The sequence below is a fragment of the Tenacibaculum sp. MAR_2010_89 genome, from assembly GCF_900105985.1.
Taxonomy (GTDB): Bacteria; Bacteroidota; Bacteroidia; order Flavobacteriales; family Flavobacteriaceae; genus Polaribacter; species Polaribacter halocynthiae.
This window is the reverse complement of record NZ_FNUB01000005.1, coordinates 2590330-2608875: the sequence shown is the minus strand read 5'-3', so window position 1 is coordinate 2608875 and position 18546 is coordinate 2590330. Positions and strand designations below refer to the sequence as shown.

Annotated in this window: 16 protein-coding genes; 8 read left to right on the top strand and 8 right to left on the bottom strand. The window is 27.6% G+C overall.

The annotated features are described in order from the left end of the window. Positions 1-45: 45 nt before the first annotated feature. Positions 46-1053: a UDP-N-acetylmuramate dehydrogenase gene (murB, locus tag BLV71_RS14925; RefSeq protein WP_093871317.1), complete on the bottom strand. Its 1008-nt coding sequence runs from the start codon at positions 1051-1053 to the stop codon at positions 46-48. Further along, positions 1054-2244, bottom strand: coding sequence for a pyridoxal phosphate-dependent aminotransferase (locus BLV71_RS14920; RefSeq protein WP_093871316.1), 1191 nt, complete (start codon positions 2242-2244; stop codon positions 1054-1056). 147 nt (positions 2245-2391) lie between these two features. On the opposite strand from BLV71_RS14920, the gene BLV71_RS14915 reads away from it, so the two are divergent. Further along, positions 2392-3729 carry an aspartyl protease family protein gene (locus BLV71_RS14915; RefSeq protein WP_093872053.1) on the top strand — a complete coding sequence of 446 codons (1338 nt, stop codon included), beginning with the start codon at positions 2392-2394 and terminating at the stop codon, positions 3727-3729. Positions 3730-3773: 44 nt separating this feature from the next. Here BLV71_RS14915 and BLV71_RS14910 read toward each other — a convergent pair whose 3' ends face one another. The 4 genes from BLV71_RS14910 to BLV71_RS14895 all read right to left on the bottom strand — a co-directional run bounded on the left by BLV71_RS14910 (position 3774) and on the right by BLV71_RS14895 (position 6076). Next, positions 3774-4043: a hypothetical protein gene (locus tag BLV71_RS14910; RefSeq protein WP_093871315.1), complete on the bottom strand. Its 270-nt coding sequence runs from the start codon at positions 4041-4043 to the stop codon at positions 3774-3776. Between the two features lie 4 nt (positions 4044-4047). After that, positions 4048-4635, bottom strand: a complete 588-nt coding sequence (locus BLV71_RS14905; RefSeq protein WP_093871314.1) for a hypothetical protein — start codon at positions 4633-4635, stop codon at positions 4048-4050. Positions 4636-4758: 123 nt separating this feature from the next. Next, positions 4759-5511: a hypothetical protein gene (locus BLV71_RS14900; RefSeq protein ID WP_093871313.1), complete on the bottom strand. Its 753-nt coding sequence runs from the start codon at positions 5509-5511 to the stop codon at positions 4759-4761. A 154-nt stretch (positions 5512-5665) separates the two neighbouring features. After that, positions 5666-6076 carry a DUF1842 domain-containing protein gene (locus BLV71_RS14895; RefSeq protein WP_176974414.1) on the bottom strand — a complete coding sequence of 137 codons (411 nt, stop codon included), beginning with the start codon at positions 6074-6076 and terminating at the stop codon, positions 5666-5668. A 216-nt stretch (positions 6077-6292) separates the two neighbouring features. On the opposite strand from BLV71_RS14895, the gene BLV71_RS14890 reads away from it, so the two are divergent. From BLV71_RS14890 to BLV71_RS14860, 7 genes are all read left to right on the top strand, one after another. Beyond that, on the top strand, positions 6293-7480 hold the full coding sequence (locus BLV71_RS14890; protein ID WP_093871311.1) for a DUF4856 domain-containing protein: 1188 nt from the start codon (positions 6293-6295) through the stop codon (positions 7478-7480). Positions 7481-7576: 96 nt separating this feature from the next. Then, entirely contained in the window at positions 7577-8680 is a 1104-nt protein-coding gene (locus BLV71_RS14885) for an imelysin family protein (protein ID WP_093871310.1), read from the top strand. 68 nt (positions 8681-8748) lie between these two features. Continuing rightward, entirely contained in the window at positions 8749-10116 is a 1368-nt protein-coding gene (locus BLV71_RS14880; RefSeq protein WP_093871309.1) for an HTTM domain-containing protein, read from the top strand. After that, positions 10091-12520, top strand: coding sequence for a TonB-dependent receptor family protein (locus tag BLV71_RS14875; RefSeq protein WP_093871308.1), 2430 nt, complete (start codon positions 10091-10093; stop codon positions 12518-12520). The genes BLV71_RS14880 and BLV71_RS14875 overlap by 26 nt, the downstream gene beginning before the upstream one ends. A 54-nt stretch (positions 12521-12574) precedes the next feature. Beyond that, entirely contained in the window at positions 12575-13609 is a 1035-nt protein-coding gene (locus tag BLV71_RS14870) for a Fe(3+) ABC transporter substrate-binding protein (protein ID WP_093871307.1), read from the top strand. Positions 13610-13643: 34 nt separating this feature from the next. Then, on the top strand, positions 13644-15260 hold the full coding sequence (locus BLV71_RS14865) for an ABC transporter permease (protein ID WP_093871306.1): 1617 nt from the start codon (positions 13644-13646) through the stop codon (positions 15258-15260). Next, the gene (locus BLV71_RS14860) at positions 15260-15985 is read left to right on the top strand and encodes an ABC transporter ATP-binding protein (protein ID WP_093871305.1); all 726 of its coding nucleotides are present in this window, start codon (positions 15260-15262) and stop codon (positions 15983-15985) included. The genes BLV71_RS14865 and BLV71_RS14860 overlap by 1 nt, the downstream gene beginning before the upstream one ends. 39 nt (positions 15986-16024) lie before the next feature. Here the strand turns inward: BLV71_RS14860 and BLV71_RS14855 are convergent, their stop codons facing one another. Both BLV71_RS14855 and BLV71_RS14850 read right to left on the bottom strand, forming a co-directional pair. Then, positions 16025-17098 carry an imelysin family protein gene (locus BLV71_RS14855; protein ID WP_093871304.1) on the bottom strand — a complete coding sequence of 358 codons (1074 nt, stop codon included), beginning with the start codon at positions 17096-17098 and terminating at the stop codon, positions 16025-16027. A 10-nt stretch (positions 17099-17108) separates the two neighbouring features. Next, the gene (locus BLV71_RS14850; RefSeq protein ID WP_093871303.1) at positions 17109-18542 is read right to left on the bottom strand and encodes a di-heme oxidoreductase family protein; all 1434 of its coding nucleotides are present in this window, start codon (positions 18540-18542) and stop codon (positions 17109-17111) included. Positions 18543-18546: the final 4 nt, after the last annotated feature.

Here is an 18546-nt window from a genome sequence, read left to right as displayed (position 1 = left end):
ACCTATCAAAATTAAGGTTGAAAATAATAGAAAAGGTATTAAGTATTAGATTATATTTACTTCAATTTCTAAATTAATAGAAAATTTACTTTTTATAGTATTTTGAATACTTTGAGCCAGCTGGTATATGTTTTTACCAGTTGCGTTTCCATAGTTAACTAGAACTAAAGCTTGTTTTTCGTGTACGCCATAATCACCAAAGCGTTTACCTTTAAATCCACTTTGTTCTATTAACCAGCCTGCAGGTATTTTTATACTGCTTTCTGATATAATATAATGAGGAATTTCAGGAAACTTACTTTTAAGTTTTTCAAAATGACATAAAGAAATAACTGGATTTTTGAAAAAACTACCACTGTTTCCAATTTTTTTTGGATCTGGTAATTTTGATTGTCGAATTGAAATTATAGCGTCAGAAATATTTTTAATATTAGGTTTAGTAATATTTTTTGAAGCTAATTCTTGTTCAATAGCTCCATAAGAAGTATTTAGGGCATGATTTTTTTTGGTAAGTTCAAAACTAACAGAAGTTATTATATATTTTCCTTTAGCCTGATTTTTAAAAATCGAATTTCTATATCCAAATTCACACTCTTCATTTGAAAAGATAACTAATTTTCCAGTTTCAATTTCAAGAGCTTCAACTTTGGTAATAGTGTCTTTAACCTCTACACCATAGGCTCCAATATTTTGAATAGGACAAGTACCTACATTACCCGGAATCAAAGATAAATTTTCAAGACCACCATAATTTAAAGAAATACACCAAAGAACAAAATCATGCCAGTTTTCACCAGTATTAACAGTTAAATATACTGAGTTATCATTTTCACGATCAATAGAAATTCCTTTTAAATTTAAATGAATTACTAATTCTTCAATATCTTTAGTGAGTAGCATGTTACTACCTCCACTAATAATAAAAACATTTTGTTCTTCTTTTAAAATATTTTTTAATTCATATAATGAATTAACAGAAACAAAACGTTTGGCATTTACATTTATGCCAAACGTATTGTACTTTTTTAATGATATATTTTCTTGAATATTCAATTAACTATTATATTTTTCTAAAGCTACTTTTAATATTTCTACACATCGCTTTAAATCTGATTTATTTAAAACATATGCAATACGTACTTGATTTTTACCTTCATCTTCAGTAGAATAAAATCCACCAGCAGGAGCTACCATAACCGTTTCATTGTTATGATTAAACTTCTCTAAAATCCATTGAGCAAAATCTTCTGAATTTTCTACAGGTAATTCCGCAATACAATAAAAAGCTCCTTTAGGGTTTGCTACTTTAACACCTTGAATTTTTTGTAATTCAGTTATTAATGTATTTCTTCTATCTTGATATTCTTCAATAACTTCATCGAAATAACTTTGTGGAGTGTCTAAAGCTGCTTCACTAGCTAGTAAAGCATATGTTGGCGGACTTAATCTTGCTTGTGCAAACTTAATAGCAGTGCTAATAAATTCTTCATTTTTAGAAACAATACATCCAATTCTAGCTCCACACATGCTATAGCGTTTAGAAACTGAGTCAATCATGATTGAATGTTGCTCTAAACCTTCTAAAGACATTACAGAATTATGTTTTTCACCATCATAAGTAAATTCACGATACACTTCATCGGCAATTAAAAATAAATCGTGTTTTAATACAATTTGTTTTAATTTTTCAATTTCAGCCTCACTATATAAATAACCTGTTGGGTTTCCAGGATTACAAATTAAAATAGCTTTAGTTTTTGAAGTAATTAATTTTTCAAAATCTTCAATAGCTGGTAAGGCAAAATTATCTTCAATTTTTGAAATTACTGGTACTACATTTACACCAGAAGCTGTTGAAAAACCATTATAGTTTGCGTAAAAAGGTTCAGGTATAATAATTTCATCACCTGGATCAGTAATACTACCAATAGTAAATAATAAAGCTTCAGAACCTCCTGTTGTTGCTATAATATTATTAGCAGATACATGAATATCATTATTTATATAATAATTCGATAATTTTTCTCTGTACTGTTCAGAGCCTTCAGATCTAGCATATGATAACACTTCTATAGTATTATTTTTTACTGCATCTAAGGCAACTTGAGGTGTTTTTATATCAGGTTGACCGATATTTAAATGAAATACTTTTGTTCCATTTTTTTTAGCTGCCTCAGCAAAAGGAACCAGTTTTCTGATTGGTGATTGAGGCATTGAACTTCCCTTAATAGAAATAGATGGCATTTTTAATTTAATTAGTTGTTTACTGGGCAAATTTGCAAAATTATTTTGACAATATATGCTTGTTTACTACGAAAAAATAAGGTTAAAAAAATCCCAAAAATTATTTATTGTAAAAATATGATTGTATATTTAGTTATCCCTAAATATATGCTTTTGAAGAAATTTCTACTATGTCTACTATTTTTATGTACTATAAATATTCAATCACAATCAAAATTCCAGTTTCTTAAAGGAAGTAAAAAACAGGTTGTTAAATTTGAATTGTTTAATAACTTAATTGTTTTTCCATTAGAAGTTAATGGTGTTAAGCTTTCTTTTATACTTGATACAGGTGTAAATAAAACGATACTTTTTAATTTAAATAAAACAGATAGCTTAACCTTAAATAATACAAAGAAAGTATTTATTAGAGGGCTTGGAGTAGGAGACCCTGTAGAAGCTATTTTATCAAGAAATAATAACTTTAGAGTTAATAATATCTTAGGAACAAGCCAAGATATTTATGTTGTTGTTGATGATACTTTTAAGTTGTCTTCAAAAATGGGAGTAACAATTCATGGGGTTATAGGATACGATTTATTAAAAGATGTTATAGTTAAAATAAATTATTCATCTAAAAAATTATATTTCTATAAACCTGAAAAGTATAAAGAACCTAAGTGTCGATCTTGTGAAAAATTAGATGTAGAGTTTTATAGGAATAAACCTTATATAAATGTTAGTATAAAAATAGATAGTGCAGGAAATAATATACCTGTAAAAATGCTTATAGATTCTGGAGGAAGTGATGCTTTATGGTTATTTGAAGGGTCAAAAGAAGAAATAAAGGTTCCTGAAAAGTTTTTTGTTGATATTCTAGGAGAAGGTTTAAGTGGAACAATTTATGGTAAAAGAAGTAGAGTGCCTAAGTTAGAAATTGGTAAGTATATTATAGAAGAACCAACAGTTTCATTTTTAGATTCAGCTACAACAATTAATGCTAGAAGTTTTAAAAAGCGAGATGGAAGTATTGGAGGAAATATATTAAGAAGATTTAAAGTATGGATTGATTACCCAAATAAAAAAGTAATACTAAAAAAGAATGGATCGTTGAAAAAAGGGTTTTATTATAATATGAGTGGTTTACAGATAATTTATAATGGAGAAGAATTAGTAAAAGAACAGAAGAACTCAATGAAACATAATGGATATTCTAGAAAAGAAGATTCTAAACCGGGACACATAGTTTCTTTTGTTACAAGTTATAGTTATAAGTTTAAACCTTCTTATAAAGTTAATAAAATTGTAAAAGATTCACCAGCAGAGAAAGCTGGAATAATAGAAGGAGATATTATAAAACAGCTTAATGGTAAGGAAGCTCATGAGTATTCACTTAATGAAATAGCAAATTTATTTCAAACCAAACCTAATAAGAGAATTAGAATTGTGGTTGAAAGGGGCATATTTAAATTGAAATATGAATTTAGATTAGAACAAAAAATATAGTTTTATTTCTAAGGTTTTTATGTTTTAAGGAGTTTTCATAGAGATTAAACTATTTTTGAAGCTAATTTAACTAAGAAATTAACACCATTTTCAATTGTAGAAATAGCAGTAGCCTTACTGTTGTTATTATCAGTAGCATTGTCTATTATTTTTAATACTTTTAATGCATTAGCATTAGAAATATTACTTTCTTGAATAAATGTATCTACTTCTGTAATATTTAAATTAGTTAAACTTGCTATTTGTGTATTGAATTCAGAGTCAGTTTGTGAGGCTGCTTCATTTGCTATTTTATTCCAGTTAATTGTGCTCATAATATTATTTTAATAATTTTTCAAAAGGAGTTAGTTTATTCAAAATAGTCGATGTTTTGTTTAAAAAATCATTCAAATTATCTTCTACTTTTGTTACATCAATTTTGTTGCCAGTTAAATTATCTATAGCTAATAAAGCGTCTTTTTCTGTAGCATTTACTTTTGCAATAGAATTGATTAAATTTTGTAAAGAAGTTGATGCTTTACTATATGTTTTATAGTTATTAGTTAGTTTAGAAATAATTACTTTTTCTTGTGCATCTAATAAATTATTTAAAGAATCTTTTTTAGTTTCAATAACAGGTAAAATACTTTTTATAATGTTGCTTAATTCGTTTTTATAATTTACTGAATCTGGCAAAAGTTTTTTGTATTTATTAATTAATGTAGGAGTATATTTAGTTTCAATAAAATTACTTAACCGTGCTTTACGCTCACTAAAAAGTTGTTTTACTAAACTTATATTTAAATTATGCATACTATTTGCTTCGTCAATTACTTGTTTAGTTAGCGTAACGGTTGATTTAGGCACAGTTGCACATGCAGTAAGTAATAGGCAGATAAAAGAAAGTTTTAAAATAGATAGTTTCATTTTTTAAGTTTTTAATAAAAAAATAAGGGTAGATATCATAACTAAAAGTATAAAGAAAACTTTTAAAATTGAAGTAGTTCTTAGTTTGTATCTACCCAATTTCCCCTAAAATTTTTTATAAATTTATTTAATGATTGGAGAGGTGAAAATTGATTTAATCCTATCAATTATTCCTTGTAAAACGCTGAAAATTGCATCAGATGAAAAGCCTCCAATTAAAGCTAAAATACTTTTACTAAAAAGATCAATGTTTTTTGGATCGGTGGAATAAAAAGAAATAATTTCTGACATAATTAATCCTGCGATTATTCCTAATGTTATTTGAGCTATATATGATATTGATTCTTCGGCAACAAGAGTTGTGTTTTTAATTGAGTCACTAACCTTTTTTAACAGAAAGAATAAGACTCCTAAACCAGATATTGATGAAAGAAAAGTTAAATTTAGTAGTAATGAAAAACCATTGTTATTCATTATGCCTTCATCAAGTGAGTGATTATTTACTTTAGGAGACAAGCCAGTAATAATGAAAAGAATTAAAAATAAAAGAGCTAGTAAAATTAAATTACGTACTAAAGGTAGTTTATTGAATATTGATTTTCCACTTTCTGATGAACGTAGTTTTTTTGTAAATTCTATAGATTTTGGCGTAGCTGGCGCTATATTTTTGGATAATAAATTATGAGCATTAATTAAATCATCAACGCTACTGTTTTGTATTAAATTATTTATTTGGGTATTAATTATTATGCCATTGTATATAGCATAAGATAGCATATTATTAATTTCTTTGCTTAATTCGCTAATAACTTTCGGAGAAATACCTTCAGTATTTTCTTTGGGTACTTTTTTTTGATCAGTTTTTACTGTAGTCATTTGAGTAGGTTAAACGTTAATATAAAAGTATAATTAATAGCTAGTTATAGCTGTAATTTTACCTTAAGTGATATAAAAACAATGGCAAGCGTAATTTTAAAGGTTATAAAAGATTGATTAACAAAAGGTGGATATCGTTTTATAGCAATAAAAATCAAATTGACTTTACAGGGATATTATTTTCATTTTTTGCCCCACTAATAAAACTACCTATACCATTCCAATTATTGTCAACTTCTAAGCAAGCAGTAAACTTTTCTAAATAACATCCTATAGTTAAAGGGGGGAGAGATACTAAATACTCACCAAATAAATGAACAACGTTATTATTTGTATAATAATTAGATGCTTCTATCTTTCCTACAACATTAAGTTTAATACATTGTTTGTTTATTTCTTGCCTAATCTTTACTATACCTGAAACTATATTTTTAGAAGGGGATACCGTTAATGAAAAGTGTATAACAAAAGCTTTTGGGTTGTTAACTTCACCAATGGTTCCTTTTATTTTATATGTTTTTACTATAGCTTTTCTTTTAATGAAGATGTCGTTAGAAGTATTCATAGCTTTAAAAAACATTTAGTTAGTTAATAATGTATTCTAAATATACTTTTTTTAGTTTTAATTAATAGGTTTAATGTCATGAACGTCAGTAAAATAAGTATGAGTGATAGAGCCTTTGTTGTTTTTATTTAAAATAAATCTAATTAAACTTTGTGTGTTTTGCTTAGTATTGTATTTTTGTCGTCAAATATTTATTAAAACTAAATCTAAATAAAGATGAAAAGGGTTATATTTTCAGCAGTAGCTATTTTTGCTATTATGTTTTCTTCATGTTCAAGTGATGAAGTAGTAACACCACCAGTAGAAGCTCCTGCAACTTATGTATTCAATAGGGGAGGGAATACGAGTGTTAGTTATTCGGGTCAAACAACTAGAATTAAAATGGCTGAAGAATTGGTTAGTGCATTAAAAGTATCAACTAATACAAAGGCTAAGTTAGATGGAATGTTTACACATGCAGCAGGAAATAATGATTTTACTGATGCAACTTTAAACACTTCTTCTAAAAATGTTAGGAGTAAAACTGCTGCTTCTGCTGATTATTTTGCGTCGAATACTACGGAGGCAAATGCTATTAAAGCTAAATTTGACGGTTATATTTCTAGTCAAGTATCTGAAGTATTCCCTAATTGGGCAACAAATGCAGTAGCAGGAACTGCCGGTAAAATTCAAGAAGCTGGAGGAGGATCTACTCGTTATGTTAATGCTAAAGGATTAGAATATAATCAAGCATTTGCTAAATCATTAATAGGTGCATTAATGGTAGATCAAATGTTGAATAATTATTTAAGTAAGAAAGTGTTAGATGAAGCTACTAATGTAGCTGATAATGATGCGGGAACTTTAGCTACAGGTAAAAATTATACTACCATGGAGCATAAGTGGGATGAAGCTTATGGATATTTATATGGTGCAGAAGTTGATGGTGCATCTCCAAAATTAGGTGCAGATAGCTTTTTAAACAAGTATTTAGCTAAAGTTGATGGAAATTCTAATTTTAAAGGTATTGCTAAAGAAATTTATGAAGCTTTTAAATTAGGAAGAGCTGCAATTGTTGCAAAAAATTATACATTAAGAGATCAACAAATAGTTATTCTTAAGAAAGCTGTCTCTAAAGTAATTGCAGTTAGAGCTGTACATTATTTACAAGCAGGTAAAGCTACTTTAGCAACAGATAAAGCTTCAGCATTTCATGATTTATCTGAAGGTTACGGGTTTGTTCACTCTTTACGTTTCACTCAAGATACATCTGGAAAAGCTCATTTACCAGTAGCAGAAATAGAAGGTTTCTTAACAGCGTTACAAGCGGGTAATGGTTTTTGGACACTAACAACTAAAACGTTAGATGATATGTCTACTAGAATAGCTGCTGTTTATGGTTTTACTGTAGATCAAGCAAAATAATATTTAAGTCTCGTTAAATGATATTAAAAGTAGCTGTTTACTCAGCTACTTTTTTTATATATTTGCACTTATTTAGAATAAATAGAAATAATTATAATGAAGAAAGGTTTATTTATACTAGTGCTTACAATGTTGGGGGTAGCATGTAGTTCAAGTTCTGACAATCCAGATAATAAAACAGATGATACTTTTGATAGAAGCAAAATTTTAACGAATGTAGCTGATAACATTATTATACCTTCGTTTAAAGAATTTAAAAATAAAGTTGTTGATTTAAAAACTAAATCTTCTGCTTTTACAAACAGTCCTACTCAGTCAACTCTTGATAATTTGAGAACATCTTGGTACAATGCCTATAAATCATGGCAGTATGTAGCTATGTTTAATATTGGTAAAGCAGAAGAATTAGAGTTTGTTAATTTTATTAATATATATCCTGTTTCTAAAGCTGATATAGAAAGTAATATTACTAATGGAGGATATGATTTTACACATCCAAACAATCATGATGCACAAGGCTTTCCTGCATTAGATTTTTTATTACATGGAACAGGAGTTAATGATACTGAAATTTTAGAAAAATATACAACAAATTCTAAAGCTGCTAATTATAAAAAATATGTAACGGATGTAGTTCAAAAAATTAATGAAACTGCAGTTGCAGTAGTAAATGATTGGGAAGGAACTTATAGAGAAAAATTTGTTACAAGTACAGGGAACACAGCAACTAGTTCTTTAAACAAATTTGTAAATGATTATATCTTTTACTACGAAAAAAGATTACGAGCAGTTAAAATAGGTATTCCAGCTGGAAATTTTTCTTCAACTGTATTACCTGAAAAAGTTGAAGCTTTTTATAAAAAAACAATATCTAAAGAGTTAGCTTTAGAATCATTGTTTGCTGTGAAAGCTTTATTTAATGGTACTTACTTTAAATCAAGTACTGAAGGTAGTAGCTTTAAAGCGTATTTAAATGCACTAAATAAAAATGATTTGGCTACTAAAATTAACGCTCAATTTGATGCCGCTAAAGCTCAGATTAATACATTAAACTCAAATTTTAATCAACAAATAGCAGACGATAATACAAAAATGACAAAAGCTTATGATGAACTTCAAAAAGCTGTTGTATTATTAAAAGTTGATATGTTACAAGCTTTTAATGTAAATGTTGACTATGTTGATGCTGATGGTGATTAATAATTATTAATCATAATTGTTAAAAAAGAATAGCACCAGGTAAGATATAGACAGTTTTTTGTCAACAAATGCTTTTAAAAAAATATTTATCAAAACAAACAAACATTGCTCCATTAATAGTATTTAGACTATTTTTTGGAGTAATGATGTTATTGAGTATAATTAGGTTTTGGTTAAATGGTTGGATTGAAAAATTGTATTTAGAACCAACATTTCATTTTTCGTATTACGGTTTTGAGTGGGTAAAACCTGTAGGTAATTTTACTTATGTTATTTTTTTTATTTGCGGTTTATCTGCTTTGTTTATTGCAATCGGATTTAAATACCGAATTTCTATTATTACTTTTTTTCTAAGCTTTACTTTTATTGAATTAATGGATAAGACAACATATCTTAATCATTATTATTTTATCAGTTTAATGAGCTTTTTATTATGTTTTTTACCTGCTAATAAATCTTTTTCATTAGATAGTTATCTAAAGAAAACAAGGTATGTAAATATACCTAAATGGACTGTAGATAGTATTAAGATTTTGTTAGGAATAGTTTATTTTTATGCGGGGTTAGCAAAATTAAATTCTGACTGGTTATTAAGGGCCATGCCTTTAAAAATATGGCTGCCATCAAAATATGATTTGCCAATTATAGGTAATAATTTGATGCAACTGGAATGGTTTCATTACAGTATGAGTTGGTCAGGAGCAATATATGACTTAACAATACCTTTTTTATTATTAGCTAAGAAAACAAGAACATATGCATTTGTTTTAGTAGTTTTCTTTCATGTATTTACTAGGATTTTATTTCCTATTGGGATGTTTCCTTTTATAATGATAGTAGGTACATTAATCTTTTTTGATGATAGTTTTCATCAAAAAATTATAAATAAATTAAAAAAACTATTAAATAATAAAAAAACTATTTCCATTACTTCAATAACAAATTATAATTATTCAAAAATTAAGAAGAGTTTATTATTAGTTGGAGTAGGATTATTTTTAACTTTTCAAATAATATTGCCATGGAGATATTTATTATATCCAGGTGAGTTATTTTGGACAGAAGAGGGGTTTCGATTTTCATGGAGAGTAATGTTAATTGAAAAAGCTGGTTACTCAGTTTTTAAAATAGTAGATGGAGAATCAGGAAAGTTTTTTTATGTTGAAAATGATGATTTTTTAACTTCTTTTCAGGAAAAACAAATGAGTTTTCAGCCAGATTTTATTTTAGAATATGCACATTATTTAGGAAATCATTTTAAAAGTCAGGGGCATAAAAATGTAGAAGTATATGTAGACAGTTATGTAGCTTTAAATGGAAGAATGAGTCAATTATACATAGATCCAAAGACAGATCTAATGAAACAAAAAGAGAGTTTTAAACATAAAAAGTGGATTATACCTTTTAATCATGAAATTAAAATTAAAGGATTATAGATTATTAGTATTGTTATTGATGATTTCTTCATCTGTTTTTTCTCAATTTAAAGTAACAGGAATTGTTACTTCTGAAGAGAATAAACCTTTAAATAAGGTTGAAATATTTAATAGTAATGGAGGAGTATTAGCAAAATCGGGAATTGATGGAAGTTATTCTTTTGAAACTGATAAAAGCCAATTGAATATTGTATTTTATGTAGATAATTATCAATTATTAGAAAAAACAGTTTCTTTTTCTCAAAAAGAAACTATACTTAACATTACTTTAAATTCTTTTACTGAAGAATTATCTGAGATAGTAATTCAGGCACAAAAAAGAAAAGTTTTTGAGTTATCTAGATTAAAAGATGTTGTTAAAACAGCTATTTATGCAGGAAAAAAAACAGAAGTTGTATTATTAAATCAGTCTACAGTAAACTTAGCGTCAAATAATGCAAGACAGATATATAGTCAAGTAGCTGGATTAAATATTTTTGAAAATGATGATGCAGGGTTACAATTAAATATTGGGGGAAGAGGTTTAGACCCGAATAGAACATCTAACTTTAATACACGACAAAATGGATATGATATTAGTGCAGATGTACTAGGATATCCTGAAAGTTATTATTCTCCGCCAGCAGAAGCAATTGAACAAATTCAAATAGTAAGGGGAGCAGCTTCATTACAATACGGAACGCAGTTTGGAGGATTGGTGAATTTTGTACTAAAAAAGCCAAACGCGAATAAATCATTAGAAATTTTAACTAGGAATACTATTGGAAGTAATAGCCTTTTTACAAATTTTACAAGCATAAATGGAACAAAAAATAAATGGAGTTATTTAGCCTATTATAATTACAAGCAAGGTGATGGTTTTAGACCAAATTCAAAGTTCGATTCTAAAAATGCGTTTTTTCACCTAGGTTATGAAGTAAATGATAAAACAAATTTAGAGTTTGAGGTAACATATCTTAATTATTTAGCACAGCAAGCAGGAGGGTTAACAGATATTATGTTTAATGAAAATCCTTATCAAAGCAATAGAGCTAGAAACTGGTTTAAAATTGATTGGTTTTTGTACAATTTTAAATTGTCTCATGAATTTTCTGAAAAAACTACTTTTACTTTTAATTTCTTTGGTTTAGATGCTACAAGAAAAGCTTTAGGGTTTAGAACCAATAGGGTAAATCAAGTAGATCCTGGAGATGAAAGAGATTTAATAGAAGGCGACTTTAAAAATTTTGGTTTTGAAGCAAGATTGTTAAGTAGCTACAATATTTTTAATAGAGAAGCTACTTTTTTAGTAGGAACTAAGTTTTATAAGGCTAATAATACTTCTATTCAAGGTCCAGGTACGAAAGGTACCGATGCAAACTTTAGTTCAGCTTTGGGCCAATATCCAAATTATGGCAATCAATCTAATTACCTTAATCCTAATTTAAATATAGCTGTTTTTGGTGAAAACATATTTTATATCAATGATAAAATTTCTGTTACACCTGGTATACGATTTGAGTATATCAAAACAGAAAGTGAAGGGTATTTTAAAAAAATAAATACAGATGGAGCTGGTAATGTAATATTGAATGAAACTATTACTAGTAATAAAAATAATACAAGGTCATTTTTATTATTAGGACTTGGATTAAGTTATAAAGCATCAAAAAGTTTTGAACTTTACGGAAATATATCACAAAATTATCGTTCGGTTACTTTTTCAGATTTAAATATTGTTAATCCATCATTTAGAATTGGTAATTTAGATGATGAAAAAGGTTACACTACTGATATTGGGGTTAGAGGAAATATAAATAAGTATATTTCTTATGATTTCGGTGCTTTTGGGCTGTTTTATAACGACAGAATAGGTTTAGTATCTAAAGGTTTAGCAGATGGAAGAGTTATTCAAGAAAGAGGAAACGTAGGAGATGCTAGAATATTAGGTGTTGAAAGTTTATTTGATTTTGATTTAAGAAGAATTTTAAAAATACAAAATGATTATAGTTTTAGTTATTTTATTAATGCTTCATTTATAAAATCAAAGTATACAAGATCTGAAGTTCCAGGTGTCATAAATAATCAAGTAGAATTTGTTCCAGATTTAAATTTAAAGACGGGACTTAAATTTGGTTATCAAAATTTTTCGTCAAATATTCAATATACCTATTTATCTAAGCAATTTACTGATGCTTCTAACTCTGTAACCCCAAGTTTAAGTGGTGTTAATGGAATTATACCAAGTTACAATGTACTGGATTTTTCAACTTCTTATAAATATAAAATGTTTAAGCTAGAAGCAGGAGTTAATAATATGCTTGATGAAAAATATTTTACTAGAAGAGCTACTGGTTATCCTGGTCCTGGTATTATACCATCAGCCCCTAGAAGTTATTATGTTACCTTAGAAATTAAAATATAATATTATTTAAAGTTAAATAAATACTCTTTTTAAGAGATTAATACCCGAAATAGAATGAAAAAAATAATAAGTGTTTTTGTTATAGCGTTACTAGTGTTAAGTTGCAAAAAAGAAGCTAAAAAAGAAGAGAAAAAGCAACAAGAAGTAAATGTATATACACACCGTCATTATAAGGCAGATCAAGAATTATTTGCTCAATTTGAAAAAGAATCAGGTATAAAAGTAAATGTTGTCAATGCAAAAGCAGATGAATTAATTCAAAAAATGACAATTGAAGGAGAGCAATCTCCAGCTGATGTTTTAATTACTGTTGATGCTGGTCGTTTAGTAAGAGCTAAAGATAAAGGATTGTTACAATCAGCTACTTCTGAATTTTTGAACAATACAATACCTTCACATTTAAAAGATGTTGATAACAATTGGTTTGCATTAACAAAAAGAGCTAGAGTTATGGTATATAATCCTGAAAAAGTAAAAGAAAATGAGTTATCTTCTTATGAAGATTTAACTAATGAAAAATGGAATAAAAGAGTATTAATACGTTCTTCAGGAAATATATATAATCAATCATTATTAGCTTCAATTATAGCTAATTTAGGAGAAGAAAAAGCTGAAACATGGGCAAAGGGCATTGTAGCTAACATGGCACGTTCACCAAAAGGAAATGATCGTGATCAGGTAAAGGCTGTTGTTGCAGGTGAAGGTGATGTAGCAATTGTTAATACTTATTATATAGGGAAATTATTAAATTCAAAAGATCCAGAGGAAGTAAAAGCTGGGAAAGGAATTAAAATATTTTTTCCAAATCAAGAAGGAAGAGGAACTCATATTAATGTAAGTGGTGCTGGGATAGCTAAATATGCTCCTAATAAAGAAAACGCAATAAAGTTTATTGAGTTTTTAGCAAGTGAAAAAGCACAAAAAGTTTTTGCTAAGGCTAATTATGAGTATCCTGTAAATACAAAAATTGCACCGTCTGATTTATTAGCTTCTTGGGGTACGTTTAAAGAAGATGGTTTATCATTAACTCAGTTAGGAAAAAATAATAAGAAAGCTGTTTTAACTTTTGATAGGGCTGGCTGGAAATAAAGAAATATATTTGTAGTTTTTATACAAATAGTAAGTGAAAATTAGATTTCAAAACATAAAGAGAGATACAAATAAATGGTCAATATTATTATTGACCATTGTTTTGTTTGTAGCAATTCCCATTGGTACAATCTTTTTTAATTTATTTTATGGGCCAGGTGATACTTGGAATCATTTAGTAGTAACTCTTTTACCAAATTATATTGGTAATTCTTTAGTTCTTATTATTGGTACCAGTATTTTAACCTTAGTATTTGGGATATCATCAGCTTGGATAGTTTCTAGATATGAAATACCATTAAAAAAACAGCTAGAGTGGTTGTTAATTTTACCTTTAGCTATACCTTCATATATAACAGCATATGCATATGCTGGGATTTTTGATTATGGAGGTGTTATTGATAAGTTATTACCAGTGAAGTTTGATATAATGAATCAATTTGGACTAATATTTGTTTTAAGCGCATCATTATATCCTTATGTTTATGTAGCATCAAGAGCATTCTTTATAAACCAATCAAACAATATAATTGAAGCCTCTAAAATTTTAGGAGGTAGTGAAAGAAGAACATTCTTTAAACTTATTTTACCATTAGCTCGTCCAGCATTTGTAGGCGGATTAATTTTAGTACTAATGGAAGTGTTAAATGATTATGGTGCGGCTAAATATTATGGAGTAAACACATTTACAACAGGGATTTTTCGAGCTTGGTTTTCTTTAGAAGAGCCAGAAACGGCTATTTATTTGTCTGCTATTTTAGTTGCTATTATATTTATTTTAATTGTTATAGAAAAAAGACAACGTAAACGAATAGGGTACTTTAATTCTTCTAAGAATCATCAAAATTTAAAAAAGCATCCTATTAATAAACGAATTAAAACATTGTTTTTTACAATTGTATTAATTCCAGTTTTATGTGGTTTTATTTTTCCTGTTTCACAATTAATTTACTGGGCTATTTTAACATATAAAGAAGTATTTACAACCGATTTTTTGCATGTAGCCTTTCAAAGTTTTACTCTTTCTTTAGTGTCAGCTTTTTTTGCAATTATTTTTGCTTTAGCTTTAATTTTTATGGCTAAATGGAATAAGTTATCTATAATTAACGCTATAACTAGAATAGGAACACTTGGTTATGCAATACCAGGAGCTGTAATTGCTGTAGGCGTTTTAATTCCTACTTTGTCATTAGATAAATGGTTAATTACTTTTTTTAAAAATAGTTTTGATTTAAAAATAGGATTCATAATAAATGGAACAATTATAGCATTAGTATATGCATATGTGGTAAGGTATATTGCCGTAGCATATAACCCAATTGAGGCAACCTCATTAAAAATGGGTAAATCTATATCTGAAGTTTCAAAAATGTTAGGAAAAAGTAATTTAGGGACTTTTTTTAAAATTGAATTACCTTTATTGAAACCAGCCATTTTAAGTGGATTTATCTTAGTTTTTGTTGATGTAATGAAAGAATTACCCTTAACCTTAATACTAAAGCCTTATCAAATTAATACACTAGCCGTAAAAGCATATGAATATGCAAGTGATGAGTTAGTAGCCGAAGCTTCATTACCTTCATTATTTATAGTATTAACAGGTGTATTACCAATTATATTTTTAAACAGACTAATATCTAAAGCAAAATAATGAATACTAAAATTTTAGAAATAAATAAATTAAGTAAATCATTTAACAATGGTAAAGTTATAGCTTTAAATAACATTACATACTCTTTAGAAAAAGGAAAGATAGTATCTATAGTAGGAGAGAGTGGAAGTGGAAAAACAACATTAATACGATTAATATCGGGACTTGAAGTTTTAAATAACGGAGAGATAAAGCTAAATCAAAAAGTAGTTTCATCTAAATCAATATTTATTGAACCTGAAAAACGTAATGTAGGAATGGTATTTCAAGATTATGCTCTTTTTCCTCATTTAACAGTTTTTCAAAATGTTGTGTATGGAATATCAAAGAAATCAGATAAAAAAGAAAGAGTTTCTGAAGTTTTATCGTTGGTAGGCCTAGAAGGTATGAATACTAGGTACCCTCATGAACTTTCAGGAGGGCAGCAACAGAGAGTTGCTTTAGCAAGAGCATTAGCACCGAAACCAGAATTGTTAATTTTAGACGAACCTTTTAGTAATTTAGATGTAGTATTAAGAAATCAATTAAGAAAAGATTTACATCAAATATTAAAAAAGACGAATTGTACAGCAATCTTTGTAACTCATGATATAAAAGATGCAATAGCTATTTCTGATGAAATTATTGTATTACAAAAAGGAGTAGTGTTAGAACAAGGAAAAACAAAAAAAGTATTCAAAGAGTCAACAAATGAATATGTAAGGTTACTACTAGATTCAATATAAAAACAAAAAGCGGATATTTAATATATCCGCTTTTTGTTTTTAATCTCCATCATTATCAGTTCCTGTAATAATAATAGATAGTATACTACGCACATCAGTGTGAAATAGTACAAGTAATTCTTTCAAACTAACGTGAAGCTTTTTAATATTAGTTTTATCTGTATTTACAGCTTCTTTTAATGGTTTTTTTATTGATTTTATAGTTTCTTTTATAGTCTTAATTTTATTTTTAATTTGATTGTTTAAATCATCATTTTTTGTAATCGATTTAATATAAGTAGACACTGAAGTTATTTTATCAGAAAATAGTATTTCTTCTACTGAAGTTATATTGTTGTATATTAAATTTAAAGAATTTCCAGTGTAAAAGTTTTCTACTATCTCAGGGTTTGTATGTGAAGATTTTTCAAGCCCACCAGGTTTACCAACTTTAGTAACTTTACAGTTATCTATAACATTGTACATACCATTATATAGTAAATTAAAAGAGCTTAATAATCCTTTTTCATTATTACTTTTAAAGCTTTCAGCATAATTATTCCCAGTAGAAGACCAAATAGAAGATACTTGTATTATATTGTTATGAAACTCATTTGTAATGAGTTTTAAATATCTAACTCTATTTATGTTTGCGTTATATTCCTTTAATAAATCAGTAGTATTCTGTTTTTTAAATACTAAATAATTTAAACCAGGTAAGTTTTTAGCAGCGCTTCCTAAATTTAAAATAGAAGACTTTGTAAAAGTACCTTCACTAATATTCTTTTCGATTGAAATATTATAAACAGGCCAAAAATTAATTTTACGATTCATAAAATTACTTTTTGCTTGTCCAATGTTAAAAACATACATTTTAGCATAAAACTCAGTAATATTTGTTAGTTTACTTCTAACATCTAATAAGTTATTTGTAGTTTGATCTTTTGAGAATTGCTCTACAGAATTTTTTAAAGCTATAGATTTTTCAAGTATTGTATTTAAATTAGGTAAAATAATTTGATCAGTGACTGAAGTAACAATTTCATGTTTATAATCAGGTGTTACTGTGTTGTCATTTGAGCACGATACATAAAAAAATGATATAATTGCAAGTAATAAAATTGCTTTTTTCATAAATATAATATTAAAGAGATTCAACAAAGCTTAAGAGTTCTTCTCTTTGTTGTTTTGATAATTTTTTAAATTCATTTTTTGATTTTTCAGCTTCACCACCATGCCACAAAATAGCTTCTTCAATATTCCTAGCTCTTCCATCATGTAATAAAAATGTGTGTTTATTTACGGTATTTATAAGTCCAATACCCCATAATGGCTGTGTTCTCCATTCTTTTCCATTTGCTAAAAAATCAGGCCTATTATCAGCCAATCCTTCTCCCATATCATGTAATAAAAAATCAGAATATGGTTTAATATTTTTATTTTCTAATAAAGGGTTAAAACTATAGCTACCAGTTTTAAAGTTAGTAGAATGACAACTAATACATTTTAAGTTATTAAATGTAGCTTTTCCGTTTAATACATTTTGTTCTTTATAATTTCGTCTTTTAGGAACAGCTAAAGAAGTTTGATATAATAAAACTCTATCCATTTGTTTTTCTGTAACTTCAGGATTTCCACCATCTGGAGCATCGTAACAATCTTTTTGAGGGGATGGACAAGGGTTATTGTTAAAAATAGAAGTTGTTAAACCTAGATCACCAAAAAAAGCTCCAGCAATTTGTTGTTTTAAAGAAGGTTGATTTGCTTTCCACCCAAATTTACCTAATGATGTTTTATTTTCAATGGCATTCCAAACATAATTTGCCTTACCGGAAATACCATCTTTGTTAGTATCAAATTCATCTTCATTTTTTAATATTTCATTATCAGGCAGTGCATCTATTAATCCTAACCCAATTGTTTGTTGGCCAATTCTAGGGGAAATTAACACACCGGTTAATGATCCAAAATTTTCATTTATAATTGAATAGCTCGGTTTTCTTAATTGATATTTAGTTCCATCGGGATATGTTTCTTCGATATAAGTATATGTAACATTAATATCAGCCTCTTTTTTAATATTTAAATTTGCATGATTTTGAAGTTGATCTCCATAATTTGGAACTGCTAAAGGTCCTCCATGAGGATTTCTTCCAGGGATACTTAAACGAATTAAAAAACCTTTTGATCCTATATTAGAAGGCTCAAACGGTTTCCCTCTACCATCTTTAAAGTGACAACTAGCACATGCTCTGGAGTTAAAAGTTGGACCTAAACCGTCTAAACCAGTTGTTGACGCTGGTGCAGAAACCCATGATTGATTAAATAATGAATTACCAGAAGCAAAACGAATTTTATCAGTTCTATTTAATCCGGGTATCTCTTTTCCAAAAGAATTATTATTTGTTGTAGCAACACTTAAGTTATCAGTTAAATTTTCTTCTCCTTGTTCATATTGATTTACTGGTAGATATTCATTAGATAAATTATCTTTAGAACATGATGAAAAGAAGAATCTTATACAGAAAATGCAAAGCAATTTGATTCTTATATTCTTCTTTACTCTTATGTATTTCATTTTT

Bases quoted from the DNA above. Each gene is read 5' to 3' on its own strand.
- BLV71_RS14920 (WP_093871316.1), bottom strand. From the start codon at position 2,244: ATGCCATCTATTTCTATTAAGGGAAGTTCAATGCCTCAATCACCAATC.
- BLV71_RS14915 (WP_093872053.1), top strand. From the start codon at position 2,392: ATGCTTTTGAAGAAATTTCTACTATGTCTACTATTTTTATGTACTATA.
- BLV71_RS14910 (WP_093871315.1), bottom strand. From the start codon at position 4,043: ATGAGCACAATTAACTGGAATAAAATAGCAAATGAAGCAGCCTCACAA.
- BLV71_RS14905 (WP_093871314.1), bottom strand. From the start codon at position 4,635: ATGAAACTATCTATTTTAAAACTTTCTTTTATCTGCCTATTACTTACT.
- BLV71_RS14900 (WP_093871313.1), bottom strand. From the start codon at position 5,511: ATGACTACAGTAAAAACTGATCAAAAAAAAGTACCCAAAGAAAATACT.
- BLV71_RS14895 (WP_176974414.1), bottom strand. From the start codon at position 6,076: ATGAATACTTCTAACGACATCTTCATTAAAAGAAAAGCTATAGTAAAA.
- BLV71_RS14890 (WP_093871311.1), top strand. From the start codon at position 6,293: ATGAAAAGGGTTATATTTTCAGCAGTAGCTATTTTTGCTATTATGTTT.
- BLV71_RS14885 (WP_093871310.1), top strand. From the start codon at position 7,577: ATGAAGAAAGGTTTATTTATACTAGTGCTTACAATGTTGGGGGTAGCA.
- BLV71_RS14880 (WP_093871309.1), top strand. From the start codon at position 8,749: ATGCTTTTAAAAAAATATTTATCAAAACAAACAAACATTGCTCCATTA.
- BLV71_RS14875 (WP_093871308.1), top strand. From the start codon at position 10,091: ATGAAATTAAAATTAAAGGATTATAGATTATTAGTATTGTTATTGATG.
- BLV71_RS14870 (WP_093871307.1), top strand. From the start codon at position 12,575: ATGAAAAAAATAATAAGTGTTTTTGTTATAGCGTTACTAGTGTTAAGT.
- BLV71_RS14860 (WP_093871305.1), top strand. From the start codon at position 15,260: ATGAATACTAAAATTTTAGAAATAAATAAATTAAGTAAATCATTTAAC.
- BLV71_RS14855 (WP_093871304.1), bottom strand. From the start codon at position 17,098: ATGAAAAAAGCAATTTTATTACTTGCAATTATATCATTTTTTTATGTA.
- BLV71_RS14850 (WP_093871303.1), bottom strand. From the start codon at position 18,542: ATGAAATACATAAGAGTAAAGAAGAATATAAGAATCAAATTGCTTTGC.